This is a genomic window from Massilia haematophila (genome assembly GCF_042647645.1).
Lineage (GTDB): Bacteria > Pseudomonadota > Gammaproteobacteria > Burkholderiales > Burkholderiaceae_D > Telluria > Telluria haematophila.
The window spans coordinates 2,425,853-2,450,221 of record NZ_JBHRVV010000001.1; the positions used below are offsets into that span (position 1 = coordinate 2,425,853).

Sequence of the window (24,369 nt, forward strand, 5' to 3'; positions counted from 1 at the left end):
TGAGCCATACCGCCGCTTGTCCGCCTTGCGGGATCCAGGCGCCAGCCTGACACCGGCCTTCCTTCAGCCGCTTCCTCCATTTTTACGATTCCTACCAGGCGATGACATCCTGCGTCGATGACCGCGTTGCGCGCGTAACATTCGCGTCGCGCCTTGCTGCCCACCTGCGGCGGGCGCTGCCCCTGCTGCTGCCCTTCCTCGCCGTGCTGGCCGCCGTCCACGCCGGCCATGCCGGTTCGCGCGCCTGGCAGGTGCTGGTGCTGGCCCTGCCCGGCTGGTTCTGGCTGTGGTGGCCGATGCGCAGCGCGCGCCGGCGCCGCCTCCAGGGCCTGGCCTGCCTGGCGCTGGGCCTGGCCTTCGTGCTCGACGGCGCGGTGCGCGGCTTCCTGTTGTCCGCCTACGACGCGCTGCCGAACAGCTCGATGGTCTTAAGCGCGGTCGCCAACACCACCCCGGGCGAGTCGCGCGAATTCGCCGCCATGTACTGGCGCGACCTGGTCGAATGGTCGCTGTTCGCCTTCCTGTGCGGCGCCGTGCTGGTGGCCGGCATCCGGCTGTGGTGGCGGGCCCCGCCGAAGCTGCCCGAGCCGCGCGGCTGGCGCATCGCGATCGCGGTGCTGATGCTGGCCCTGATCCTGGGCGCTTTCGTGAGCAAGCCGTGGCGGCGCCACCATCCGGCCGTGTTCTGGGCGCAATGGGTACAGGATATCGGCGATCTGCGCCACCAATGGGGCGAACTGGGCCAGCAGCGCCAGCGCCTGCTGGCCGCGGCCAGGCAGCTCGCGCCGAGCCTGGCCGAGGACAGCCCGGACACCCTGGTGCTGGTGATCAGCGAAAGCATGAACCGCAACAACATGAGCAGCTACGGCTATGCGCGTCCGACCTCGCCGGCGCTGTTCGCGCGCCAGCACGAGCTGGGCGAGCGCATGGAGGTATTCCGCCACGCCTGGTCGGTGAACGCCTCGACCGTGCCGGCCCTGCGCAACCTCTTCTATTTCGGCAAGCCAGACGACCGCGAGCGCGTGCACCTGCTGGCGCTGGCGCGCGCGGCCGGTTACCGCACCTGGTGGATCAGCAACCACAACGACCTGGCGATCGAGCAGGAACACGCGCTGCTGGCCGACAACGTCGAGATCCTGAACCGCAAGCCCGGCCGCTCGTCCGAAGCACTCGACGAGCACCTGCTGCCGGCGATGCGCAGCGCGCTGGCGGACCGCGCCCCGCGCAAGCTGATCGTGCTCCACATGCTGGGCCTGCATCCGAACTACGCGATGCGCCGCCCGGCCGGCATGCAGCCCTTCGCCCACGCGGCCGACCTGGTCGACGCCCGCCTGCGCAGCGAAGGCCGCCCCGGCTGGCTGCGCGACCTGCGCAACGACTACGATTCGGCGGTGCGCTACCACGACCAGACGGTCGCCGCCACGCTCGACATGAGCCGCCACGCGCCGGGCAAGCAGATGTGGGTCTACCTGTCGGACCACGGCCAGGAAGTCGGCCACACGATCGACCGCGCCGGCCATAGCGCCACCACGCCGGACGGCTACCGCATCCCGCTGATGGTCTGGAGCTCCTACCAGGACACCGCGCCGGGCTCAAGCCTGAGCCTGCCGGTGCGCGGCGACTGGCTGGCCCACAGCCTGACCAACCTGCTCGGGATCGAATGGCAGGGCGACCAGCCGGGCCAGGACGTATTCGACGCGCGCTACCGCTGGCAGCCGCCGCGCATGCCGGTGCCGATCGACTTCAATTCCTGACGGGCCGGTGCGTCTACAGGCGCGCCAGCGTCGCCGGGTCCGACTCGCCGTCAAAGAAGATGTCGAGGCAGGTCTGGAACACGGCCTCGTCGGGCGCGACGTCGGCGAACAGCGTCATCGAGGAATGGAATTTGCGGTCGTCGGGGCTGTCGAAGATCTGCCCGATCGCGATGTCGGGGTGGGTGGTGACCAGGCGCGCGCATTCGCGCAGGCGCGGGCCCAGCACCGGATGGGCCAGATAGGCGGCGGCCTCGTCGCTCGATCGGATCGCGTACTTGCGCGCCATCTCGCTGCTTCCCAGCCCTTCGAGCTGGGGAAAGACGAACCACATCCAGTGCGTGCGCTTGCGGCCGGTGCGCAGTTCGGCCAGTACGTCGGAGTACACCGGGTCTTGCGCGGCGACGAAGCGGTCCAGGTCGAAATCCTTGTCCATGGCATTCTCCCAGCGAGTACGTCGTCTTCATGCTACCGCGTTCCCCGGATTTGCTAAAGTGGCGTCCACGATGAAACCCGAACACCTGCCTCTGCTCCTGACGCGCGAAATGCCCTACGGTAAATATAAAGGGCAAAAGATCGCCGACCTCCCCGGCCACTACCTGGGCTGGTTCGCGCGCGAAGGCTTCCCGCGCGGCGAACTGGGCGAACTGCTGGCCCTGATGTACGAACTCGACCACAATGCCCTGCGCGGGCTGCTCGATCCGCTGCGCCGGGACCGGCGCTGAGCCTCCGCCGGGCGTGCCCCGCAGCGGTGCACCTTCGTTATAATGGCAGCGGTCTTTACGCTTTCCAGAACGCATGCAAAATACCGTGCCCGCCGCTCCAACCGTCCTCGTCGTGGAGGACGACCAACACATCGCCGAAGTCCTGCGCTTCATGCTCGAGCGCCAGGGCTACCGGGTGGTGCACCTGGCCGACGGGCGCGCCGCCAGCGCCCACATCGCCGCCGCCGAAGCGCCGGGACTGGTGCTGCTCGACGTGATGCTGCCCTACGTCGACGGTTTCGAGATCGTTGGCCTGATCCGCTCGCAGCCGGCCTGGCGCGACGTGCCGGTGCTGATGCTGACGGCCAAGAACACCGAGCGCGACACCGTGCGCGCGCTCGACGCCGGCGCCAACGACTTTGTCATCAAGCCCTTCCAGCCGCAGGAACTGCTGGCCCGCGTGCGCCGCTTCCTGAGGACCGGCGCATGAGCATGCCCCGGCAAGCGGGAGGCCCCCGCGCCGCGGCCCGGCTGCGTACCTAGCATGCAGGCCCTTCCCGTGGCCGGCGCGGCGCAATCCGACATCTTCATCACCGCCGCGGTCTGGACCGGTTTTGCCGCACTGCTCCTGACGGCGCTGCTCGGCCTGCAGATCATCGTGATGCGCATGAGCCTGCGCCGGCGCGAACGCATCGACGCGCGCGCGCTGACGCGCTGGCGCCCGGTGCTGAACGCCGCCATCGTCGGCGAGATCCCGGCCACGCTGCCGCCGCTGCGCGCCAGCGAACGCCTGCCTTTCCTGCGCCTCTGGGCGCACCTGCAGGGCTCGCTGCGCGGGGAAGCGAACGAGGCCCTGAACGAGGTCGCGCGCCGCGCCGGCATCGACGCCTATGCGCGCACCCTGCTGGGACGCGGCGCCCGCCCGGCGCGCCTGCTGGCGGCGCTGGTGCTGGGCCACCTGCGCGACCGCCAGGCCTGGGATGGCCTGATGCGCATGGCCGAACTGCCCGACGACACGATGTCGCTGACCGCCCTGTGGGCGCTGGTGCGGGTCGACCCACGCGCGGCCAGCGACTACATGGTGCCGCTGTTCATCGCGCGCGAGGATTGGGCGCTGTCGCTCGCGGCCGGGATCCTGCAGCAGGCGGGCGAAGCGGCCGGCGCCGCGCTGGCGCAACACCTGCCCCGGCTCGAGGCTGCGCGCCTGCCGCGCGGCCTGCGCATCGCCGAAGCCCTGAACGCCACGTTGCCGGCGGGCCTGCTGGCCGAAGCCCTCCGCAGCGAGGCGATGCCGGTCGTGATCGCCGCCCTGCGCAGCGTGCGCACGCCCGAGACCATTGCCGAGGTGCGCGCGCTGCTCGCGCATCCGGACTGGCAGGTGCGGGTGCAGGCCGCGCGCGCCCTGGGCCGGGTCGGCGAACGGGCCGACGCCGAGCGCCTGGTGGCGCTGCTGGGCGACCGCGAATGGTGGGTGCGCTACCGCGCCGCCCAGGCGCTGCTGGAACTGCCGGCGCTGCCGCGCGCCGAACTGGAAAGCCTGCGCGCCGGGCTTACCGACCGCTTCGCGGCCGACATGCTGTCGCAGGCGATGGCCGAAAGCGGGGCCGCATGAATACCGACAACCTGCTGGTCGCCTTCATCACCTGGTTCGTGCTGGCGTTTTTCGTGCTTCTCAACGGCGGCTACCTGCTGCTCAACCTGTTCTCGCTGCGCGCGCTCTACCGCAAAGGACAGGAAGCCTTCATCGGCGAGCTGCCGCGCGCCTATTCCGGCCTGGAGCCGCCGGTCAGCATCCTGGTGCCGGCCTATAACGAGGAGGCCACGATCGCCGCCTCGATCCGCTCGATGCTGCAGCTGACCTATGCCGAGTTCGAGATCATCGTCATCAACGACGGTTCGAAGGACGGCACGCTCGACGTGCTGCGGCGCGAATTCGCCCTGCTGCCCTTCCCCGAAGCCTACCGCCGCCAGATCCCGACCAAGGAGGTGCGCCAGATCTACCGCTCGACGCGCTACCCGAACGTGCGCGTGATCGACAAGGTTAACGGCGGCAAGGCCGACTCGCTCAACGCCGGCATCAACGCCTCGCGCTATCCGCTGTTCTGCGGGGTCGACGCCGACTCGGTGCTGCAGCGCGACAGCCTGGCGAAGGTGACCGAGCCTTTCCTGCGCGACCCGACCGTGGTCGCCACCGGCGGCACCGTGCGCGTGGCCAACGGCTGCGAGATCAGCGGCGGCTTCCTGACCAGGGTCGGCCTGCCACGCAGCCCCCTGGCCCTGTTCCAGGTGGTCGAGTACCTGCGCGCCTTCCTGTTCGGCCGCCTCGGCTGGTCGGCCCTGAACGGCATGCTGATCATCTCCGGCGCCTTCGGCATCTTCCGCAAGGACGCGGTGGTGCTGGCCGGCGGCTACCGGCCCAACACCATCGGCGAAGACATGGAACTGGTGGTCCGCATGCACCGCACCCTGCGCGAGAAGCGCCAGCCCTACCGCATCGAATTCGTGCCCGACCCGGTCTGCTGGACCGAGGCGCCCGAAGACCTGGCCACGCTGAAGAACCAGCGCGTGCGCTGGCAGCGCGGCCTGGCCGAAAGCCTGAGCGCCAACTGGGGCCTGATGTTTTCAAAGAATGGCGGCGTCCCCGGCTGGGTCGCCTTCCCCTTCATGCTCTTCTTCGAGTGGCTGGGGCCGGTGATCGAGCTGGGCGGCTACATCTTCATGGCCTACGCCTTCCTCACCGGCCTGATTTCCTGGGAAGCCTTCGGCGCCTTCCTGTTCGTCGCCCTCGGCCTGGGCATCCTGCTGTCGGCCTCCGGCCTGATGCTGGAAGAGATGTCCTTCCACCTCTACCCGCGCGGCAAGCAGCTGATGCTGCTGGGCCTGGTCGTGATCCTGGAGAACTTCGGCTACCGCCAGTTGAACACTTGGTGGCGCCTGGTCGGCCTGTGGCGCTGGGCCGTGCAGAAGGAAGCGAGCTGGGGCGCGATGAAGCGCAAGGGCGTCGGCGTCGATGCGCACGCCAAGGCCGCGCCGCCGACCAGCCCACCAAGCGAGACGACCTCGACCCGGCCGCCGGGCAGCGCCTCATGAAAACGATCTTCCTCGCGTCGCTCTTCCTGTTGATGACTTCCGCGCACGCCGCCTCGCTGCAGGTCTGTCCGGCCTCCCAGGCCCCGGCCGACGCCGCGCGCGCCGCCCTGCCAGGTCCGGGCGAACTGGTCGTCGTCGCCAGCGCGCAATCGCTGCCCGGTTGCCGCGCCACGCCGCTCGGCGTCGATGTGAGCCAGGTCGACGCCCTGTACCCGCTGCCTGCCGGAGAACGTCCGGCACGCACCATCCTGCTCTACGGACCGGCGGACCAGAAGCGTTTCGTGCCAAGCAGCCACGACCTGCCCCAGCCCGCTCCCGCCAATGCCACGCCACGTCGCGTGACCATGCCGCTGCGCGCGAACCTGCTGCCGGATGCGAAGCTGCGCCCCTTCGGGATCGAGGAGCGGGTCAGCATCAACCATCAGGACGGCAAGCTGCGCCTGCAATGCCGCGCCGGCACGCGGCCGGCCGGCGTCCTGCTGGACGGGCCGTGGAAGCTCGCGCTGGGTGCCTTCGCACTGGGCGCAGACTTCTCGGGCAGCGGCAGCTTCGCGCTCCAGGCCGCCGACGCCGCATCGAGCGCGCGCGAGTCGTCGTATGCGCTCGGCGAACTCGCGGCCACGCAGACCCCGCGCAGCGTCGCCCTGCCCCTGCCGGCCCGACTGGACCGCGCCAACTGGCGCCAGTTCGTGCTGTTATGCCCCTCGCATGCCGCCACCCTGGACCTCGACGCGCTGCGGCTCGAACCTGTCGCGCCGGCCAAGCCCGCCCCGCGTTCGACCTGGATCTGGGACCGCGGCGAATGGATGGACAAGGGCGACGCCCTGCTGGCCTGGGCCAAGAGCGAAAACATCGGCGAACTGTTCATCGTCGTCACCCTCGACGGTCCCCGAGTGCGCGATCCGCAGCAACTGCGCACCTTCGTGCGCAAGGCAAGCAGCGCCGGCATCACGGTCACCAGCGTCGAAGGCGACCCGCACATGGCCTTGCCGAATCACCGCGCCGCCACCGCCGACCGTGCCCGCGCCTTTGCCGCCTACAACCGCGAGTCTGCGCCGGAGGAACGCCTGCGCGCAATGCAGTTCGACGTCGAACCCTACCTGCTGCCGGACGCGGTGCTGGCCCCGAACGATCGCGACCGCGAGTACTTGGCGATGGCGCGCACCCTGCGCGAGGCGGCCGGCGCCATGCCGCTCGAATTCGTGGTGCCGTTCTGGTGGTGGGACAAGACCGCACTGCTGGACGGCCTGGCGCAGGTCGCGGACGGCCTGGCCGTGATGGACTACCGCACCGCGCCCGACGAGATCGTCCGCTTCGCCGTGCCCTTCCTCGACTGGGCGGCGGTGCACAACAAGCGCGTGCACATTGCGCTCGAAGCGGGGAGCGTCGGCGCCGAGCGCCAGCGCCGTTACGTGCGGGCCGATGCGGGCGAAGCCGGGGATCTGCTGCTGGCCCAGGCCGGGGAGACGCCGGTGCTGGTGCTGCTGCGCCAGCCGGCGAAAGCGGCCGCCGGCTCCCTGTATCGCTTCAGCAGCGAGCGCATCCTCGATGGCAGCGCCACCAGCTTTTATGGCGACAAGGACAGGCTGCGCAGGCTGCTGCCGGAACTGGAACGCGATCTGGGTGCCTGGGCGGGGTTTGCCGGGGTTGCCTTGCACGGCTGGCGTTGAAAAGCCTGCCTACATCCAGGAACAGGGAGCAACGAGCGGTAAGCGTTGACGCGCACGCCGATTGAACATCAATCTGCGCGTCAACGGGCCCACCTACTAGTTGTCGAGTACTTCCTGAAAAGTCATGCGTTGAGATCTGCTCAGCGTAATCGCCTTAACGTTTTGCACTTCGCGGAACGAACCATCCATGTACTGGATCTTGATTTTCGGGATCTTGAACGATTCGACGATATCGGTGTGCCAGAGGTAGTCCCACTCGTAGGAGGCGGAAGCACCGGGAGCAATCGGGCCGATTCCTTTGACTGTCGTCGATGCGCCAGAGCGGTTACGTACAGGGTCGCCCACTGCGTTATAGCCCACGACGGTGAACCAGACATATTTGATTGGCTTCTTCGCCTGATTCAGCACTTCGATCGAAAAGCTCGTCCCCTCCGTGTGCTCGCTGACGTCCGCAATTCCGCTGGAAACCACCGTCAAGCCGCTCTTCTTGTGACGATTGAAGGTGTCGAGTATGTCGGAAAGCTCTTGTTGGCGCACATGAATCGCAGTCAACTCTGCCTGTTTCGAAAATCCTGCCTTCTGTTCTTCAGAGAGCGATTTGACCGACTCTGCCTCTTCCTCGGACAACTCCAGATCAGCCTCGGCAATATAATATTTCTGCAGGCCTTTGTAGACGATGTAGAAGCCTTTCGGTCCCGAATACGCTGTCTTGCAGTTTTCATGGCCTGCGACGACGAGCAGCGTCGCAGTGTTCAGCATCTTGTCGCTATCCCTGTGACACGAAGATGACAAGGACTTGCCCATGAATTTGTATTGTTTCGCGATGCCCGCCACGGGCTTCGGAATGGCCACGACCGGGCTTTTGGTATCGCTATCGACTGCGGGAGTTTCTGGGTCGACGGTTTGTGCGTGCGATTGGGCAAGTATGGAAAAACCTACTACGCCGATAATCTGTTTGATTTTCATATCTGTTCGGTGACGGCGAGCCTGCGAGGACGTTAATGTGGTTAATGTTCTTTTTGTCACCGTATGATACTCATCCGAACAAAATATTGCCATTTAATAATTTTTTGATGTCATCAAGCGACACCATCTGTTGGAAATGCGTCGCGAGGTCGACGAATGAGCGAACTAGGAAAGTCCAGGCCTCGTCGGGAAGCGCCGTTCCGCCGGCACATCGTTCGTGACGATCACGCGCCGCGCGTCTTGTCCGATCACGCGCATGGGAACCCCACGCCGCCGTAGGTCCGCGTAGATGTCCGGGCGCACGAAGGCGATGGCCTTGATGCCGCGTGCGCGCTGCGCTTCCCAGGTGGCGACGAAGGTGTCGAGCCTGGATATCCACAAATGCGGCCGCCGCTCCAGGTCCAGCCGCATGGCGTCTTCGGCCCTGTGCACCATGATCATCGTGCGCCCGAGGTAGAACGGCAGCGCGTATTCGTACTGCCCCACCGCATACAGCGGCGTTTGCGGCGTGATTGCCGACCGGATGGCCGGGAGGTGGGCGACGCCCGCCTTGTCTCGTCCCCAGGACTCATGTCCGAGCATGAGCGCTTGCCCTGCCAGGAAGCCCGCCGCGGCGAGAACGGTCAACGCCCATGCGCGTGCGCGAGGCGCCAGCCACGCGGCAGCGATACCGCCCAACACGAGCAGTGCGGCAGCGCCGGCGATCCAGTACCTGATGCCTCGTTGCGCCGGCGCCAGCGCATGCATGTTGTTCAGCGCAGGACCGATCCACTGGAACACGAGGACGGCCGCGCCCAGCGTGGCAGGCGGGGCTGCCGCGACGATCGTCGCCTTGTGCGAAGCACTGTCGAGATAGCGGGCAATCAGCAGCGCCAGCGCCGGAAAGACCGGAAGGATATAGGCCGGCAGTTTGGCGTTCGAGAGGCTGAAGAAAACGAAGATCGAACCAGCCCAGACCACCAGGAAACGGCCCGGATCGAACCCAGCGGCGCCGGCGCGCCACCCGTGGCGCAGGCTTTGCGCGAGCACGCCGAACCACGGGGCGATGCCCACGACCAGGAAGGGCAGGAAATAATGCCACGGCTGGTACCTGCTGTGTACGTCGCTGGTAAAGCGGCCTACATGTTCGCGCATGAAGAAGAACGCCGGAAATTCCGGATTCTCGAGCGAGACCAGCACGAACCACGGCGCGGCGATCGCCAGGAACAGCGCCAGGCCGGGCACGACATGCAGACGTTGCCAGATTCGCCAGTCGCCCGACACCAGCGTGTACACGACCAGCACCATGCCCTGCAGGAGAATGCCGACCAGGCCCTTCGACAGGACCGCCAGCGCCATGGCGGCCCAGCAGCCGAGCATCCAGTTGCGCCGCGCGCGCGGGGTTGTGGCCGGGCGCTGCGCGATGAGCATGGCGCACAAGGCGCAGGCCAGCATCGCGCTCAAGCCCATGTCGTAGGACGCGACATGGCCGGCCCCGGCCCAGAAAAAACTCGAGCCCAGGACCAGTGCCGCCGTGATGCCGGTGGCCCTGCCGTACAAGCGGCTGCCGGCAAGGTAGACCATGACGATGCCGGCCAGTCCGCACAGCCCCGTCCAGAGACGCGCCTGCCACTCCCCGAGCCCGAACGCGGAAAAGACCAGCGCGGTCGCCCACGCCTGCAGGGGCGGCTTGCCGAAATACTTGATGCCGTTGAGGTGAGGCGTGAGGAAATCGCCGCTGGCGGCCATTTCGCGGGCAATTTCCGCATACCGCCCCTCGTCGCTCGGCACCAGCGTGCGCGCGCCCAGCGTGTAGAACCAGACCAGGCAGAATCCAACGAACAGGCAAACGGCGGCTCGCCTCGGTATCCATGGTTCGCGGCGGAGTTCGCGGGCAGCCACCTGTGTCCCATCGGGTGCGGTATGAAGAAGCATGGTTCGACCTCCCGCCAAACTGAAGACCCGTGTTCGACCGCAGAGCGCGGGCGATGTTCAGGTCAACCCGGAGGCTTGCCGCCTGCCACCCGGCAGACGCTCTTGGTCGTGCGCCAGCGGCAAATCCACCCTGAACGTCGTCCCCTGCCCCTCCGCCGTCTCGAACCCGATCCTGCCGCCATGCTCCTCGACCAGGCTCTTGGTGATGCTCAACCCCAGTCCGGTCCCGCCCTGCTGGCGCGTGTCGGCGCCATCGGCCTGGGCGAAGCGCTGGAACACGCGCGGTTGGAATTCCGGCGGGATCCCGGGGCCCTGGTCGCACACCGACAGCCGCGCGCAGCCTTCGTGCGCGGCCAGCACCAGGGTGACCAGGCCGCCGCGCGGCGAGAACTTGATCGCGTTCGACAGCAGGTTGGTCAATACCTGCACCAGGCGGTCGCGGTCGATGGTGGCGGCAAGCTTGCGCGCCGGTTCGCGGCATTCGAGGCGCAGGGTGACGCCCAGCTGTTTCGCATAGCCCTGCATCGCCTCCAGGGCGTGCTCGGCCACTGGCAGCAAGGGTTGCGCGCGGCGCTCGAAATGCATGACGCCGGCCTCGATCTTCTGCAGGTCGAGCACGTCGTTCACCATGCGCACCAGGCGTTCGCTGCTCTCGAAGGCGACAGTCACCAGGCGCGCCACGTCGGGCGGCAGTTCGCCGGCCATGCCTTCGCTTAGCATCGCCAGCGAGGCGCGGATCGAGGTCAGCGGGGTGCGCAGTTCGTGCGAGACGGTGGCGACGAACTCGCTCTTCATGCGCTCGATCTTCTTGCGCTCGGAGATGTCGTGCAGGAAGACGGCGAAGAAGACGCCCTCGTTGCTGCTGGCCAGGCCGGCCGTCATCTCGATCGGGAATTCGTCGCCCTGGCGGTTGATCACGATGCGTTCCGCGCGCCGCTCCAGCAGCACGCTGTGGCCGGTGGCGCGGAACTGGTCGATGGCGCGCGCGGTGCTGGGGCGGAAGCGCTCGGGCACCAGGATCTCGGCCATCGGCCAGCCCAGCACTTCGCTGCGCTTCCAGCCGAACATGCGCTCGGCCGCGCTGTTCCAGTCGGTGACCAGGCCGCGCAGGTCGACCCCGACGAAGGCGTCCTGGGCCGCCTCGACGATGGCGCCGACGCGCTGCTCGCTGGCCTGCACCGCCACCAGCGCCCGTTCCAGCTCGGCCGTGCGCGCCTCGACCCGCTGCTCCAGCGTCGCGTTCAGGCCCTGCAGCTCGGCGCGGCCGCGCACCAGGTCGCCCACCAGCGCGTTCAGGGTATCCGACAGCCGCTCGACCTCGACGTAGGTGCGCCCCTTCGTGTCGAGTTGCACGCTCTCGCCGCGCCGGATGCGGCCGGCGTCGCGCACCAGCTGGCCGAGCGGGCGGGTGATGCGGCCCGCCACCAGCACGCCGACCACCGAGAACAGGGCCGCCAGGGCGATGCCGCTCCAGATGGCGCGCTGGCGCAGGGCCAGGGCCGGCGCGTAGGCGTCGTCGACGGCCTGGCGCACCAGCACGGTCCAGCCCAGGCCGGGATAACTGTCGAAGCCATTGCTGCTGGCGTAGCCGACCAGGTAGGACTGGCCGTCGGGCCAGCGCTCGACGACGAAGCCGGCGTCCTCGTTGTGGGCGGCCTGGAAGCTGGGCAGGTCGAGCAGCTGGCCTTGCAGGCCTTTCGGTCCCAGCAGGACGGTGCCGTCGCTGCCGAGGATCAGGGCGTCGACCCGGCCGCCGCGCGCGGCGACCGGCGCGATCACCGAGCGCTCGACCGCGCGCGCCCACTGCCAGGACAGGTGGATGCCGAGCACGCCGATGGTCTTGCCGTCGCGATCGAGATAGGGGAAGGCGACGTCGACGAAGCGGCGCGGCTCGCCGTCCTGTTGCGGCAGCAGGCGCGCCAGCAGCACAGCCTCGTGCACGTCGCCGACGTTCACCCCGCGCAGCGCGTTGCGGAACCAGGGCCGCTGCGAGACGTCCACCCCTTCGAGCAGGCCGTGCCCGGCGACCTGCACCCGGCCGTCGATGCCAACCATGCCGACCCAGTCGTAGTAGCCGTAGGTGTCCTGGATACTGTCGAGCACCGCGCGGCGCTCGGCGGGGCTGGCGTTGCCGGGCGCCAGGTCGCGCCGCTGGGCCAGCAGGCGCACTTCGCGGTAGCGCTCGAACATGCCGCGGTCGAGCTTGTCGGCGGTCTGGAGGGCGAGTTCGCGCAGGCCCTGGCCGATGCTGGTCTCGACCTGGCCGGTGGCGGCGATGTCGACCACCTCGACCAGCAACAGGGTCAGGACGATCGACAGCAGCGAAAACGCCAGCGCCAGCCAGCTGCCCAGCGAGCGGCGCCTGCCCTGCCGCGGGCGCGGTCCCGTGGTGTTGTTGCTATCCTGGTCCATATTGCTCACGTGTTGACTGAAGCGCAAGCGTACCACGCCGCGGCGGCGGGGAGCCAGCAGCCACAGGCGGCCACGGCCACGGACCGCACGGGAAGAGCCGATTTCTTTTATACTTACCGGCTACAGCCATTTGTCCCAAGACCAGCATGTCCAACACTACGACCGCACCAGCGCCTGCCAGCGAAAATCTGCTCGACTACGTCACGTCCTGCGCCCTGCCCACGCCCTGGGCCCAGTTCACGCTGCACGCCTTCGTCGAGCATGCCACCGGCAAGGAACACCTGGCGATGGCGCTGGGCGACATCGGCAACGGCGAGCCGGTGCTGGCGCGCGTGCACTCGGAATGCCTGACCGGCGACGTGCTGTTCTCGCAGCGCTGCGACTGCGGCGCCCAGCTCGAAGGCGCCCTGAAGCGCATCGCCGCCGAAGGCCGCGGCGTGCTGCTCTACCTGCGCCAGGAAGGCCGCGGCATCGGCCTGGTGAACAAGATTCGCGCCTACCGCCTGCAGGAAGCCGGCGCCGACACGGTCGAGGCCAATCTGCAGCTGGGCTTCCACGCCGACGCCCGCAACTATGAACTCTGCCGCCCGATGCTGGAACAGTTCGGCATCGGGCAGGTCAAGCTGATGACCAACAACCCGCGCAAGATCGATGCCCTGACCCGCCTCGGCATCGAGGTGACCGAGCGCGTGCCGCTGCTGGTCAACCGCAACGCCTTCAACAACAGCTACCTGGACACCAAGCAGGCCAAGCTCGGCCACATGATGACGCCCGCCGAAGTCGTGGCGCAAGATGGCGAACTGTAAGGTTCTGCACGAAGGCTGATCTGGTGGCAAGATGATCGCTGTCTGCCACCTTTAAGAAGCGCGGGCAGCGGCCCCGCCTGCCGCGCCAAGCGCCGACGACACCATGCGACGCGCCGCCAGCCTTGCCCTGCTGTCCTGCCTGAGCATCTCCACCGCCGCGACCGGCGACAAGCCGGCCGCGCCGGCCAAGCGCACCGCCGCGCCGCCCGCTTCCTCAAGGCAGGCAACCCCGGCGCCCCCGGCGCCGCCCCTGGTCACCCCGCCGGCCACGCCGCCCGCCGCCACCCCGCCCGCCCCCGGCCCCGGCGAAACCGACGAGACCACCACCCTGCCGCCGCCCTCCTCGGCCGCCCAGGAACTGTATTCCTCCGCCCAGGGCGACCTGCTGCAGATTCGCATGCTGCTGCGTAACGGCCGCACCCAGTCGACGGTCGGTTCGGGCTTCCTGGTCGGCGACAGCAACCTCGTGCTGACCAATTACCACGTGGTGTCGCAGATGGCGCTCGACCCGGACGTCTACACCGGCGAGTACGTCGACACCGACGGCAAGCGCGGCCCGATCGAATTGATGGCGGTCGACGTGCTGCACGACTTGGCCGTGGTGCGCGTGAACCGCAAGGGCAGCGGCTTCTTCCTGGTGCCGGAACAGCCGGTGAAGCTGACCCAGGGCCAGCCGCTGTATTCGCTCGGCAATCCTCTCGACCTCGGCTTCGCGATCTCGGAAGGCGCCTACAACGGCGTGGTCAGCCGCAGCTTCTACGACCAGCTGATCTTCAGCGGGCCGATCAATTCGGGCATGAGCGGCGGCCCCAGCGTGACCGCCGGCGGCACCGTGGCCGGCATCAACGTCTCCAAGCGGCGCGACGGCGAGGCGGTCAGCTTCCTGGTGCCGGTCAAGTACGCACAGGAACTGCTGCGCCAGGTCTCCCTGCAGGGCGCGCCGCCGAAGGATTTCAATCCGCTGATCGCGGCCCAGCTGCTGGCGCACCAGCGCGCGATGGTAGCGCGCCTGCTCGATTCGCCGCTGTCGATCAAGAGCATGGGCCCGTACCGGGTGCCGGTGCGCGAATCCGGCCAGGTGCGCTGCTGGGGCCGCTCGAACGTGAAGGCCGACACGTCCTACAGCGCGGACACCATGAGCTGCGCGATGGAGTCCGCGATCTACGTCTCCGACACCCAGCAGACCGGGCATGTGTCGATGACCCACCAGTACCTGCGCTCGCCGAACCTGCACCCGCTGCGCTTCGCGGCGCTGGCGAGCAGCCAGTTCCGTGTCGACCGCCTGGGCAGCACGCGCGACGCGCGCCTGACCGGCCCCCTGTGCAGCGAGCGCTTCGTGCATTCGAACACGCTGCCGCTGCGCGCCGTGGTGTGCGTGCGCGCCTACCGCAAGTTCCCCGGCCTGTACAACTTCACGCTGCTGACCGCCAGCACCGACAACCCGCAAGCCAGCCTGCAGAGCCGGCTCGACGTGGCCGGTGTTTCCTACGACAACGGCATGCGCGTCACCCGCGCCTTCCTGGTCGCGCTCGGGCGCAGCGGGCAACTATGACGGGCCCGTGGTTCATCGAGACCCTCGCGCGCAACGGCGACGTGCTGCACCGCCACCGGGTCGACACGCTGCCGATCCGCATCGGGCGCGGCTACGACAACGACTACATCCTCGACGACACCTACGCCGCGCCGCGCCATGCCCAGGTGGACAGCGACGGCAACGGCGGCCTGGTGCTGCGCGACCTCGGTACCAGGAACGGCATGGTCCATGCCGGCAAGCGCATCAAGACGCTGCCGCTGGAAGGCAACACCGTGGTGCGCCTCGGCCACACGACGCTGCGGGTGCGCGCGGCCGACTTCCCGGTGCCGGCCGAACTGCTGGACCGCACCATGCACGGCTGGGAAGGCGCCCTGCCCGGCCTGGCCGGCGCCTTCCTGATCGCGCTGGTGGCCCTGTTCACCATGTGGCTGGCGGACACCCAGCCGTTCCGCCTGTTCCGCTATCTGCAGGCGCTGGCCTACGGGCTGGGCGCCGGCCTGGTCTGGGCCGGCCTGTGGGCCCTGGGCAACCGCCTGTTCGGGCGCCACGCCCGCCTCGGGCGCCACCTGTTCATCTTCGGCTGCGGCGTGGCGGTGCTGATGGCCTTCCGGCTGGCCTCGAGCGCGGTCGGCTACGCCTACTCGATCGAGGTGTTCACGCGCTACGGCTCGCATGTCGCGATCGCGCTGGTGGCCGGCATGATCTACTTCCACCTGATGACGGTGAAACCGCAGCCGCGGCGCCGCTTCGCCATCATCTGCGCGGCGCTGGCCGTGCTCGGCTCGGGACTGGTCCTCATCAGCAACGAGCAGCGCAATGGCCGCCTGGCGGACGAACTCTACATGTCGGTGCTGCTGCCGCCCGACATGCGCGCCACGCCCGACGCCACGGTGGACGAGTTCATGGCCGACGTGGCGGGCATGAAAGCCAGGCTCGACCGTGAACGGGCCGACGAGGAGGCGCGGCGCGGCGATGCGCCCGAGCCGTGAGGCTTTGACACCTTGCCAAAAATAAATGATGATCGCGGAATCTCGACAGGGTTCAAGGGTTCCTCGTGCTTTCCACACGCAATACGCGGGTCGTCGTCTGCGCCTGGTGCCTGTTCTGGGCGCTGATGACCCTGATCGCCATCCAGGACTACCGGCGCGACGGCGGCAGCGCCCTGTGGCAGCCGCTGCTCTGGGAAGGCTCGTCGGCGCTGGTCATCAGCCTGCTCTGGCTGGTGCAGCGGCGCGCCACCGCGCGCCACGCCGGCCTGCTCGACCGGCCCTGGCGCTGGTTCGCGCTGCAGGCCGCCTGGCTGCCGATGTACTGGCTCGCCTTCGTGCCGCTGGTGTTCGGCATCCGCCATGCCGTGTATGCGCTGGCGGGCCAGGTCTACCGGCACGATCCCTGGCCGCAACTGTTCGTCTACGAAATCTCCAAGGTCTCGCTGTTCGTCTGCCTGTTCACCGTCATCGCCTTCGGACTGCAGTCCTGGCGCCGCATGCTGGAGGAGCGCCTGCGCCTGGAACGCGCCACCGCCCTGCTGCGCCAGGCCGAACTGCAGCGCCTGGCGCAGCAGGTGCAGCCGCATTTCCTGTTCAATGCGCTGAACACGATTTCCTCGCTGATGCATACCGACGTCGACAAGGCGGACGCGACCCTGGTGCGGCTGTGCGAACTGCTGCGCGCGACCCTGCAGGCCGGCGAGCAGGCGCAGTCCCCGCTGGCGGCCGAGCTCGGCCTGGCCCGCGCCTATGCCGAGGTGATGAGTGCCCGTTTCGGCAACCGGGTGCGGCTGGACTGGCGGGTGGGCGACGAGCTGTTGCCGCTGCCCCTGCCCGCGCTCAGCCTGCAGCCCCTGCTCGAAAACGTCTTCAAGCTTACGGTCGAGCAGCGCCAGGCGCCGACCAGCATCGCGGTATCGGCCCTGCGCGACGGCGCGGACCTGGTGGTGCGGGTCGAGGACGACGCTGGCACCCTGGCCGGTGCGCCGGCTGACACGGATGACGGCGCGGAAGACGGCGCGGAAGACGGCGGTCGGCGCGGCGGGGTCGGGCTTGCCAACCTGCGCGCGCGCCTGGACAAGCTGTACGGGCCTGGCGCGACCCTGACCCTGTCGCAGCTGGCGCCGGCCGGCGTGCGCGCCGAGATGCGGCTGCCATGCGCGTCCTGATCGTCGACGACGAAGCCCCGGCGCGCGCCCGGCTGCGGCGCCTGCTCCAGCTCGAGGGCGTGGCCGAGGTGCTGGAAGCCTGCGACGCGGCCGAGGCGCGGCGCCGGCTGGCCGACGACAGGCCGGACGTGCTGTTCCTCGACATCCAGATGCCGGGCGGCTCGGGCATGGCGCTGGCGGCCAGCCTGGCGCCGCCGATGCCGCAGCTGGTGTTCACCACCGCCTTCGACGCCTACGCCGTGGCGGCCTTCGACACCGGCGCGGCGGACTACCTGCTCAAGCCCTTCGACGGCGCGCGCCTGCAGCGGGCGCTCGCGCGGGTGCGCACGCGGCTGGCGGCGCCGGCGCAGGCGCTGCCGCAGGCGCAGATGCAGGCGCAGATGCAGGCAATGCAGCAGCCGGCCCACCTGCTGGTGCCCGGCCGCGGCGGCACCGCGGTCGTGCCCGTGGCCGACATCGGCTGGATCGAAACCGCCGACAACTACGTGATCCTGCATACCCGCGACGCCCAGCCGCTGCTGCGCAGGACCATGGCGGCGCTGCTGGCCGAACTCGGCCCGGGCTTCGTGCGCTGCCACCGGCGCGCGGCGGTCCAGGTTGGCTGGATCGAGCGCGTGCTGGCGCGCCCGCACGGCGACTGCGCGCTGCAGCTGCGCGGCGGGGCCCTGGTCCCCTGCAGCAGGCAGTACCGCGCGGCCGTGATGGCGGCACTGGGCTGATCGGCAGCGCCGGGTTGATCCGCTGCGCTTCGCCCCAGCGCGCACGCGCCTGGCCACATAGCGCTCGCGCCGCGCGCGGCCCGGACCTAGGCTGGACGTTTTCAACCCATCGCCCCGGCCATGCACACTCCCACATCGACGCCGCGCCTGCTGTTCCTCGACTGGCTGCGCATCATCGCCTTCTTCATCCTCGTTCTCTACCACGTGGGCATGTACTACGTCAGCTGGGACTGGCACGTGAAAAGCGACTTCGCCAGTCCCGGCCTGGAGCCCTTCATGCTGCTGTCCTCGCCGTGGCGCCTGGGCCTGCTGTTCCTGGTCGGCGGCGCGGCCGCCGCCATGTCCCTGCGGCGCCTGGGCGGCCGCGCCTTCCTGCGCCGGCGCAGCCTGCGCCTGCTGCTGCCGCTGCTGTTCGGGATGCTGGTCGTGGTGCCGCCACAGTCCTACTTCGAAGTGGTCGAGGATCTCGGTTTCGGCGGCGGCTACCTGCGCTTCATGGCGCTGTACGTGCAGGGCTACCAGGACTTCTGCGACGGCGACGGCTGCCTGTTCCTGCCGACCTGGAACCACCTGTGGTTCGCGCCCTACCTGTGGGCCTACGGCGCCGTCCTGGTCCTGCTGGCCGCCGGCGGCGCGCGCCTGTCGCATTGGGCAAACGCGGCCGCGGCGCAACTCCACGGCTGGAAACTGATCGTGCTGCCGGCCGCCTGCCTGGCGCTGGCGCGCGTGAGCCTGCTCCGGGAATTCGGCGAAACCCACATGTTCGTCAACGACCCGTTCAACCACGCGACCTACCTGTTCCTGTTCCTGCTCGGCGCACTGTTCGCCCACGCTCCGCACAGCTGGACGCGTTTCGTCGCCCTGCGCTGGCATGCCCTGGCGCTGGCGCTGACCGGCTGGGCCGCCATCGTGATCTGGCGTGCACTGTGGAAGGCCGAAGTGCCCGGGATCGACTTCGAGGCCATGTTCGCGCCGATGGCAACGGTGTATGCGACGACGGCCTGGAGCGCCATCGCCGCCGCCTGCGGCTTCGGCGCGCGCCACCTGGAGCGCGACGGCCCGGCCCGGCGTTACCTGGTCGAAGCGGTCTTCCCCGTGTACATCGTGCACCAGACCTTGATCGTCGCCCTTGCCCATTGGCTCAAGCCGGCCAGGCTGGCGCCCGGCATCGAAGGCGTGCTGCTGACGGTGCTGACCTTGACGCTCAGCTTCGCCATCTTCGAGGCGGTGCGCCGCATCAAGCTGCTGCGTCCGCTGTTCGGACTGCCGTTCGGGCGGAAGACGAGGCCAGGGACGAAGCTAGAGACGAAGATGGAACTGAAAGTGGAGATGAGCGCGAAGGCGAATGCGGAGACAGGGCCATAGGCCGGGACAGCGTCGGGGCAACCGCCCTGTGGCAACCGCCCTGGCACCCGCCGCCAACCGGTTCGAGACTGGCGGACGAGCAGCAGGCAAACCCGCCGGCCCGTCAGGACAGGCCGGCGGGGTCAAGCAAATAATCAGGCGCTGTGCGCGCTCTTCCCGGCCATATTGCCGTCGCCGCGCTGCATGCTCTGGCCTTGCGCGGCATGGGCGCCGGCGCCGGCATTGCCTTGCGACCGGGCTTCGCCATTACCGCCGTAGCCGGAACGCACGAAAGGATCGACGAAGCGCTGCACGGTTTCCTGCTGCTTGCGCAGGCCGCGCTCGGTTTCCTCGGAGGCGTTGCGCGCCACCTCGTCGGCCAGCGCACGTGCGGTGCGCGAGGTGTTCTGCACGTGCTGCTCGGTCACGCGGGCCAGTTCGACCTGGGCGTCGGCGGCCAGGCGCGAGATGTGCTGCTGGTAGGCACGCAGCTTTTCGCTGGCCGGCTGGGCGCGCGAAGCGGCTGCGCTGATCAGCTCGCTCTGGCGGTCAGCGGTCAGCAATTGCTGGCTGGTCAGGGCGGTTTCCTCGAGCATGGTCTGCACCAGCTGGATGTTCAGGTCGCACATCTGCTGGAAGGATTGGAAAAACGATTTCGACATGTCGTTCATGAAAGCGGTCTGCGCATCCAGGTGGGTGCGTACCGCCGGGTTCACCGATTGGGAAAATGGGTACATGCGTCGCCTCGTGAAATGGTTGTGGTTTGTGTCAAAACTTTCCCGGCGCCGCAAGTAGCGGCGCGCGTGGAGTCCAGTGGAAGCGCGGCCTGGCGAGCTTGCCGGGCCGTCTTCCACAAGAGCCTCAAGACTAGGGGAGCGAAGTGTCGGGCGCTTGCGGCCCCTCAAACGTGCTTCAGGCCGCGGGGCCGGGCGGCGGCGACAGGGCGGCGCCGCAATCCTTGCAGAAACGTGCGCGCGGATCGTGCTCCGTGCTGCCGCAGGCGGCGCAGCTGCGCTCGGGCGTGCGCGGGCCGCGGCGGCCCAGGCGCTGCGAGGTCATCTCGGCGGTGACGATGCCGGTCGGCACCGCCAGGATGCCCCAGCCGAGCAGCATCATGAAGGATGCGATCAGCTTGCCCAGCGGGGTGTGCGGCGTGATGTCGCCGTAGCCGACCGTCGTCATCGTGACGGTGGCCCAGTACATCGCCGTCGGGATGCTGGTGAAGCCGCTCTCCGGGCCTTCGACCACGTACAGCAAGGTGCCGAGGATGACGATGGCCATCAGCACCACCGACAGGAAGACCATGATCTTGCGCCGGCTGGCGGCCAGCGCTTCTCCGAGACGGGTGTACTCTTCGAGGTAGAGGGTCAGCTTGAAGATGCGGAATACCCGCAGCAGGCGCAGCACGCGGATGTCGAGCAAGGCGCCGCTGCCCGGCACCAGCAGGGAAATGTAGGTAGGCAGGACCGAGACCAGGTCGACCAGGCCGTAGAAGCTGGTGGCGTAGCGCGCCGGCCTCTGCACGCAGATCAGGCGCGCGATGTACTCGACGGTGAACAGCAGCGTGAACGCCCATTCGAGCGCATGCATGACGCCGGCGTGGCGGGCGCGCACCTGCGGCACGCTCTCGAGCATGACGACGACGATGCTGAGCAGAACGACACACACCAGTGCGATGTCGAAGTTGCGGCCCGCCGGCGTGTCGATGCCGAAGATGACCTCGTGCATGCGCGCGCGCCAGCCCGCCGATGGCTTGCCGAAGGTATCGGGTTCGGTATAGGTGCGGTCCTGCTTGTGCTGCTTCATTGCGAAGGCGGTCCCTTCAGCTCGATCGTGTTGCCCTCGGGATCCTGCAGGTAGATCGAGGGGCCGTCGCCTTCGGCGCCAAAACGGGAATCAAGGGGGCCGGCCTCGACGCCGTGCGCCGCCAGGTGGGCGCGGATCGCCGCCTCGTCGAAGGGCTCGACGCGGAAGCATACGTGGTCGAGGTTGCGCCCTTCCTTGCCGGGAGCGGCCCCGCCCATGCGGCCGAGCTTGCCGTCGACCGGCACCAGGTCGACCAGCGAGCTGCCGGCGCGCAGCTGGATCAGGCCGATCGCCTCCTGGCGGCGCGCCACCGTGCAGCCGAGCACGTCACGGTAGAAGCGCTCGACGCGCTCCAGGTCGACCACGCGCAGCACCACGTGGTCGATCTCGCGGATCGCGATCGGGCGCGGGCCTTGGCCCTCGGCCGCCGCGATCTGCTGCTCAGCCTGCATGTTTTTCCACCCAGCCGGCAAAGGTGTCGACGAAGGTTTGCAGGAAGCCGCGCAGCGAGTCGTCGGTCAGCGTGTCGCCGTCGAACTTGGTGGCGATGCCGCCGAGGTAGGCTTCCGGCGCCGGCATGGCCGGCATGTTCAGGAAAGGCAGCATCTGGCGCAGATGGTGGTTGGCGCCGAAGCCGCCCAGCGCGCCCGGCGACTGGCTGACGATGGCGCAGGGCTTGCCGGTCCAGGCGGCCTTGCCGTAGGGGCGCGAGCCGACGTCGATCGCGTTCTTCAGGGCCGCCGTGACAGAACGGTTGTACTCGGGGGTGACGAAGAGCACGCCGTCGGCTGCGCGGATGCGGTCGCGGAATTCGGTGAAGGCTTGTGGCGGGGTCGCGGTCTCGTCGTCCTCGTTATACAGCGGCAGGTCGCGGATCTCGACGATCTCCATCTCCAGCTTGTCCTGGGCCAGGGCCATCATGGTCCTGGCGATCTTGCGGCTGAACGACTCCTTGCGCAGGCTGCCCACGACGACGGCGATTTTTTTCGTTGCCATAGTTTCCCCTCATGTTCGTTTGTAAAGTCTCGATGTTAACCATTTTCGCGGCGGCGCGTGCGGGGCGTCCTCTTCAGATGCGCCCACGCCTGAAGGCCGCAAGAAATTTCTTTGCCTGCGCAGCGCTCAGCACCTGGACCGGATCGCCATGCCAGGCATACAGGAAAGGCTCGCCGCCCAGGCGGTCGGTGAGCTTGGCCTGCAGCAGGAAGCGCGTGCCCTCGGGATAGCGTTCGGGATCGCGCAAGGCGGCCGCGCACTGCACGCGCATGGTCGGGGCAAAGGCCTGGCCGGGCAACGGCGCGATGCGCAGCCTGCTGCTCCGCCCATCGCGCACGGAATGCACGGCCACTTCGCGGTAGGCCCAGGTGTCGCGCGCCATCGCCTAGGCCTTCGCCGCCGGCAGCACGCCCGCGCGCGCCACCGGCGCCTCGCGGATCGGCAGGTTGACCAGGGCCGCCAGCAGGGCGAGCAGAATGTCGGCGTACCACATCCAGCTATAGTCGCCGAAGCGGACAAACGCCAGCCCGCCCAGCCAGGCGCCGAAGAAGCCGCCGATCTGGTGCGACAGCAGGGTCAGGCCGAACAGCGTGGCCAGGTAGCGCGTGCCGAACAGCTTGCCGACCAGGCCGGCCGTCGGCGGCACGGTGGCGAGCCAGGTGAAGCCGAGCGCGGCGGCGAACAGGTAGAAGGTCAGTGCCGTCTTCGGCGCCAGCAGGTAGATGACGATGATCAGGGCGCGGCTGGCGTACATCAGGGCCAGCAGGTTCTTCATGCGGTAGCGCGTGGACAGCGCGCCGGCGCTCAGGCTGCCGGCGATGTTGAACAGGCCGATCAGCCCGAGCGCCGTGCCGGCGACGCCGACCGGCAGGCCGCACAGCGCGACCTCGCCCGGCAGGTGGGTCACCAGGAAGGCGATGTGGAAGCCGCAGGTGAAGAAGCCCGCGTGCAGGCACAGGTAGCTGCGGTCGCGCAGGGCCTGGCGCAGCTGTTCGGTGAGGCCGATGCCGGTGATGGGCGCGGCACCGGCGGCCGCAACCGTGTTCGCCGCGGGGCTCTTGCCGCGCATGAACCAGGCCAGCGGGATGGTCAGCAGGGTTGTCGCGGCCATGGTCAGCATGGCGATGATCCAGCCGGGACCGGCGATCAGGACCTGCATCAGCGGCGAGAACACGAACTGGCCGAAGGAGCCGCCGGCATTGATGAAGCCGGAGGCAAACGGGCGGCGCGCGGCCGGCAAGCGCTGGGCGGTGGCGCCGATCAGGATCGAGAAGCTGCCGGCCCCGGCACCGGCGGCCGACAGCATGCCGAGGGTGACCAGCAGGCCCCACTCAGAGCTGACGAAGGGGGTGGCGGCCAGGCCGCCGGCCAGCAGCAAGGCGCCGACGATGATGACGCGCGCCGAGCCGTACTTGTCGGCCACGGCGCCGAACACCGGTTGCGAGGCGCCCCACATGAACTGGCCGACCGCCATCGCGAAGCTGATCGTGGCCACGCCCAGGCCAGTGGAGGTGTTCAGCGGCGAGAGGAAGAGCCCGGTGGTCAGGCGCGCGCCCATCGTGATCATCAGGATGGCGCTGGCGGCCAGGATCAGCAGCCAGGCGGCGCGCGGCGACATCTCGTTGTTGGTATTCATGGTTTCCCCGTTCGGACGCGTGGGTGTCGATCAGGGATGGGATTCTAGCAACGATGTGACGGGTTTGCTGGCGAGGCGGGATTTGAAGGGGCGTATTGGGTTGCGGCCGCCGCCTTCGCGGCACACCTCGGGACAGCGGCGCTGTACGACCGCGTGGGCTCGAGAGCCCACCCTACGCCCGTACCAAGGCCATCGATAAGAACGGCGCCCGGATTTGCGTAGGGTGGGTTCTCGAACCCACGCGGTACAACGTCGAGCCCATCGATGAAAAACGGCGCCCGGGTTTTCGTAGGGTGGGTTCTCGAACCCACGCCGTACGAGGCAGGCGAGCCGAAACGTCCGGCTTACGCGCCGGCGCGGATCAGCAGCGCAACCGCCTCGGCGGCCATGCCTTCCTCGCGGCCGAGGTAGCCCAGCTTCTCGTTGGTCTTGGCCTTGATGTTGACCTGTTGCGGCGAAACGCCCAGGTCTTCGGCGATGCGCGAAACCATGTGCGGGATGTGCGGCGCCATCTTCGGCTGCTGGGCGATGATGGTGGCGTCGACGTTGCCGATGGTGTAGCCAGTGGCGAGGACGCGGGTCGCCGCCTCCCGCAATAACGTGCGCGAGTCCGCGCCGGCGAACATCGGGTCGGTGTCGGGGAAATGCTTGCCGATATCGCCCAGCGCGGCGGCGCCGAACAGGGCGTCGATGATCGCGTGCAGCAGCACGTCGGCGTCGGAGTGGCCGAACAGGCCGAGGCGGTGCGGGATGGTCACGCCGCCGACGATCAGTTTGCGGCCTTCGACCAGCCGGTGACAGTCATAGCCGGTACCGATGCGGAACGGCGGGGTCGGGTTGTAGGATGCAAGTGCCATGGTTCG

Annotated in this window: 23 protein-coding genes; 12 read left to right on the top strand and 11 right to left on the bottom strand. The window is 68.6% G+C overall.

The features are described from left to right. Nucleotides 1–101 precede the first annotated feature (101 nt). Nucleotides 102–1,754 (top strand): phosphoethanolamine transferase, encoded by a 1,653-nt coding sequence (locus ACFOPH_RS10750; protein ID WP_312553381.1) that lies wholly within the window; start codon nucleotides 102–104, stop codon nucleotides 1,752–1,754. A gap of 13 nt (nucleotides 1,755–1,767) precedes the next feature. Here ACFOPH_RS10750 and ACFOPH_RS10755 read toward each other — a convergent pair whose 3' ends face one another. Continuing rightward, a complete protein-coding gene (locus tag ACFOPH_RS10755) occupies nucleotides 1,768–2,187 on the bottom strand; it encodes a DUF1810 domain-containing protein (protein WP_312553379.1) in 420 nt (139 codons plus the stop codon). A 70-nt stretch (nucleotides 2,188–2,257) separates the two neighbouring features. On the opposite strand from ACFOPH_RS10755, the gene ACFOPH_RS10760 reads away from it, so the two are divergent. The 5 genes from ACFOPH_RS10760 to ACFOPH_RS10780 all read left to right on the top strand — a co-directional run bounded on the left by ACFOPH_RS10760 (nucleotide 2,258) and on the right by ACFOPH_RS10780 (nucleotide 7,215). Beyond that, nucleotides 2,258–2,476, top strand: a complete 219-nt coding sequence (locus ACFOPH_RS10760; RefSeq protein WP_312553377.1) for a DUF3820 family protein — start codon at nucleotides 2,258–2,260, stop codon at nucleotides 2,474–2,476. An 85-nt stretch (nucleotides 2,477–2,561) separates the two neighbouring features. Further along, nucleotides 2,562–2,945: a response regulator transcription factor gene (locus ACFOPH_RS10765; protein WP_312553375.1), complete on the top strand. Its 384-nt coding sequence runs from the start codon at nucleotides 2,562–2,564 to the stop codon at nucleotides 2,943–2,945. Nucleotides 2,946–2,999: 54 nt separating this feature from the next. Next, nucleotides 3,000–4,067, top strand: a complete 1,068-nt coding sequence (locus ACFOPH_RS10770; protein ID WP_379735189.1) for a HEAT repeat domain-containing protein — start codon at nucleotides 3,000–3,002, stop codon at nucleotides 4,065–4,067. Further along, the gene (locus ACFOPH_RS10775) at nucleotides 4,064–5,545 is read left to right on the top strand and encodes a glycosyltransferase family 2 protein (protein ID WP_379735191.1); all 1,482 of its coding nucleotides are present in this window, start codon (nucleotides 4,064–4,066) and stop codon (nucleotides 5,543–5,545) included. The genes ACFOPH_RS10770 and ACFOPH_RS10775 overlap by 4 nt, the downstream gene beginning before the upstream one ends. Beyond that, nucleotides 5,542–7,215 carry a hypothetical protein gene (locus ACFOPH_RS10780; protein WP_379735193.1) on the top strand — a complete coding sequence of 558 codons (1,674 nt, stop codon included), beginning with the start codon at nucleotides 5,542–5,544 and terminating at the stop codon, nucleotides 7,213–7,215. The genes ACFOPH_RS10775 and ACFOPH_RS10780 overlap by 4 nt, the downstream gene beginning before the upstream one ends. A 96-nt stretch (nucleotides 7,216–7,311) precedes the next feature. On the opposite strand, the gene ACFOPH_RS10785 is transcribed toward ACFOPH_RS10780, so the two are convergent. The 3 genes from ACFOPH_RS10785 to ACFOPH_RS10795 all read right to left on the bottom strand — a co-directional run bounded on the left by ACFOPH_RS10785 (nucleotide 7,312) and on the right by ACFOPH_RS10795 (nucleotide 12,507). Beyond that, nucleotides 7,312–8,181 carry a hypothetical protein gene (locus ACFOPH_RS10785; protein WP_379735195.1) on the bottom strand — a complete coding sequence of 290 codons (870 nt, stop codon included), beginning with the start codon at nucleotides 8,179–8,181 and terminating at the stop codon, nucleotides 7,312–7,314. Nucleotides 8,182–8,346: 165 nt separating this feature from the next. Beyond that, entirely contained in the window at nucleotides 8,347–10,095 is a 1,749-nt protein-coding gene (locus tag ACFOPH_RS10790) for a glycosyltransferase family 39 protein (RefSeq protein WP_379735197.1), read from the bottom strand. A gap of 57 nt (nucleotides 10,096–10,152) precedes the next feature. Beyond that, nucleotides 10,153–12,507, bottom strand: a complete 2,355-nt coding sequence (locus ACFOPH_RS10795) for a sensor histidine kinase (RefSeq protein WP_379735199.1) — start codon at nucleotides 12,505–12,507, stop codon at nucleotides 10,153–10,155. A 146-nt stretch (nucleotides 12,508–12,653) separates the two neighbouring features. Between ACFOPH_RS10795 and ribA the strand changes: the two genes are divergently transcribed. From ribA to ACFOPH_RS10825, 6 genes are all read left to right on the top strand, one after another. Continuing rightward, on the top strand, nucleotides 12,654–13,313 hold the full coding sequence (gene ribA / locus ACFOPH_RS10800) for a GTP cyclohydrolase II (RefSeq protein WP_312552330.1): 660 nt from the start codon (nucleotides 12,654–12,656) through the stop codon (nucleotides 13,311–13,313). A gap of 103 nt (nucleotides 13,314–13,416) precedes the next feature. Then, nucleotides 13,417–14,865: a S1 family peptidase gene (locus ACFOPH_RS10805; RefSeq protein ID WP_379735201.1), complete on the top strand. Its 1,449-nt coding sequence runs from the start codon at nucleotides 13,417–13,419 to the stop codon at nucleotides 14,863–14,865. After that, entirely contained in the window at nucleotides 14,862–15,836 is a 975-nt protein-coding gene (locus tag ACFOPH_RS10810; RefSeq protein ID WP_379735203.1) for an FHA domain-containing protein, read from the top strand. The genes ACFOPH_RS10805 and ACFOPH_RS10810 overlap by 4 nt, the downstream gene beginning before the upstream one ends. Before the next feature lie 65 nt (nucleotides 15,837–15,901). Further along, nucleotides 15,902–17,005 (top strand): sensor histidine kinase, encoded by a 1,104-nt coding sequence (locus tag ACFOPH_RS10815; protein ID WP_379735205.1) that lies wholly within the window; start codon nucleotides 15,902–15,904, stop codon nucleotides 17,003–17,005. After that, nucleotides 16,993–17,724, top strand: a complete 732-nt coding sequence (locus ACFOPH_RS10820) for a LytR/AlgR family response regulator transcription factor (protein ID WP_379735207.1) — start codon at nucleotides 16,993–16,995, stop codon at nucleotides 17,722–17,724. Before ACFOPH_RS10815 ends, ACFOPH_RS10820 begins: the two co-directional genes overlap by 13 nt. Before the next feature lie 120 nt (nucleotides 17,725–17,844). Continuing rightward, nucleotides 17,845–19,089, top strand: coding sequence for an acyltransferase family protein (locus ACFOPH_RS10825; RefSeq protein ID WP_379735209.1), 1,245 nt, complete (start codon nucleotides 17,845–17,847; stop codon nucleotides 19,087–19,089). A gap of 134 nt (nucleotides 19,090–19,223) precedes the next feature. Here ACFOPH_RS10825 and ACFOPH_RS10830 read toward each other — a convergent pair whose 3' ends face one another. The 7 genes from ACFOPH_RS10830 to ispF form a co-directional block, all read right to left on the bottom strand. Continuing rightward, the gene (locus tag ACFOPH_RS10830; RefSeq protein ID WP_379735211.1) at nucleotides 19,224–19,805 is read right to left on the bottom strand and encodes a phasin family protein; all 582 of its coding nucleotides are present in this window, start codon (nucleotides 19,803–19,805) and stop codon (nucleotides 19,224–19,226) included. A gap of 175 nt (nucleotides 19,806–19,980) precedes the next feature. After that, on the bottom strand, nucleotides 19,981–20,874 hold the full coding sequence (locus ACFOPH_RS10835) for an ion transporter (RefSeq protein ID WP_312550008.1): 894 nt from the start codon (nucleotides 20,872–20,874) through the stop codon (nucleotides 19,981–19,983). After that, nucleotides 20,871–21,326 carry a VOC family protein gene (locus ACFOPH_RS10840; RefSeq protein ID WP_312550006.1) on the bottom strand — a complete coding sequence of 152 codons (456 nt, stop codon included), beginning with the start codon at nucleotides 21,324–21,326 and terminating at the stop codon, nucleotides 20,871–20,873. Before ACFOPH_RS10840 ends, ACFOPH_RS10835 begins: the two co-directional genes overlap by 4 nt. Further along, nucleotides 21,316–21,870 carry an NADPH-dependent FMN reductase gene (locus ACFOPH_RS10845; protein ID WP_312550005.1) on the bottom strand — a complete coding sequence of 185 codons (555 nt, stop codon included), beginning with the start codon at nucleotides 21,868–21,870 and terminating at the stop codon, nucleotides 21,316–21,318. Before ACFOPH_RS10845 ends, ACFOPH_RS10840 begins: the two co-directional genes overlap by 11 nt. A gap of 73 nt (nucleotides 21,871–21,943) precedes the next feature. Continuing rightward, on the bottom strand, nucleotides 21,944–22,252 hold the full coding sequence (locus ACFOPH_RS10850; protein ID WP_312550004.1) for a hypothetical protein: 309 nt from the start codon (nucleotides 22,250–22,252) through the stop codon (nucleotides 21,944–21,946). A gap of 3 nt (nucleotides 22,253–22,255) precedes the next feature. Beyond that, a complete protein-coding gene (locus ACFOPH_RS10855; protein WP_379735214.1) occupies nucleotides 22,256–23,506 on the bottom strand; it encodes an MFS transporter in 1,251 nt (416 codons plus the stop codon). Between the two features lie 344 nt (nucleotides 23,507–23,850). Beyond that, the gene (gene ispF, locus ACFOPH_RS10860; RefSeq protein ID WP_312550002.1) at nucleotides 23,851–24,363 is read right to left on the bottom strand and encodes a 2-C-methyl-D-erythritol 2,4-cyclodiphosphate synthase; all 513 of its coding nucleotides are present in this window, start codon (nucleotides 24,361–24,363) and stop codon (nucleotides 23,851–23,853) included. Nucleotides 24,364–24,369: the final 6 nt, after the last annotated feature.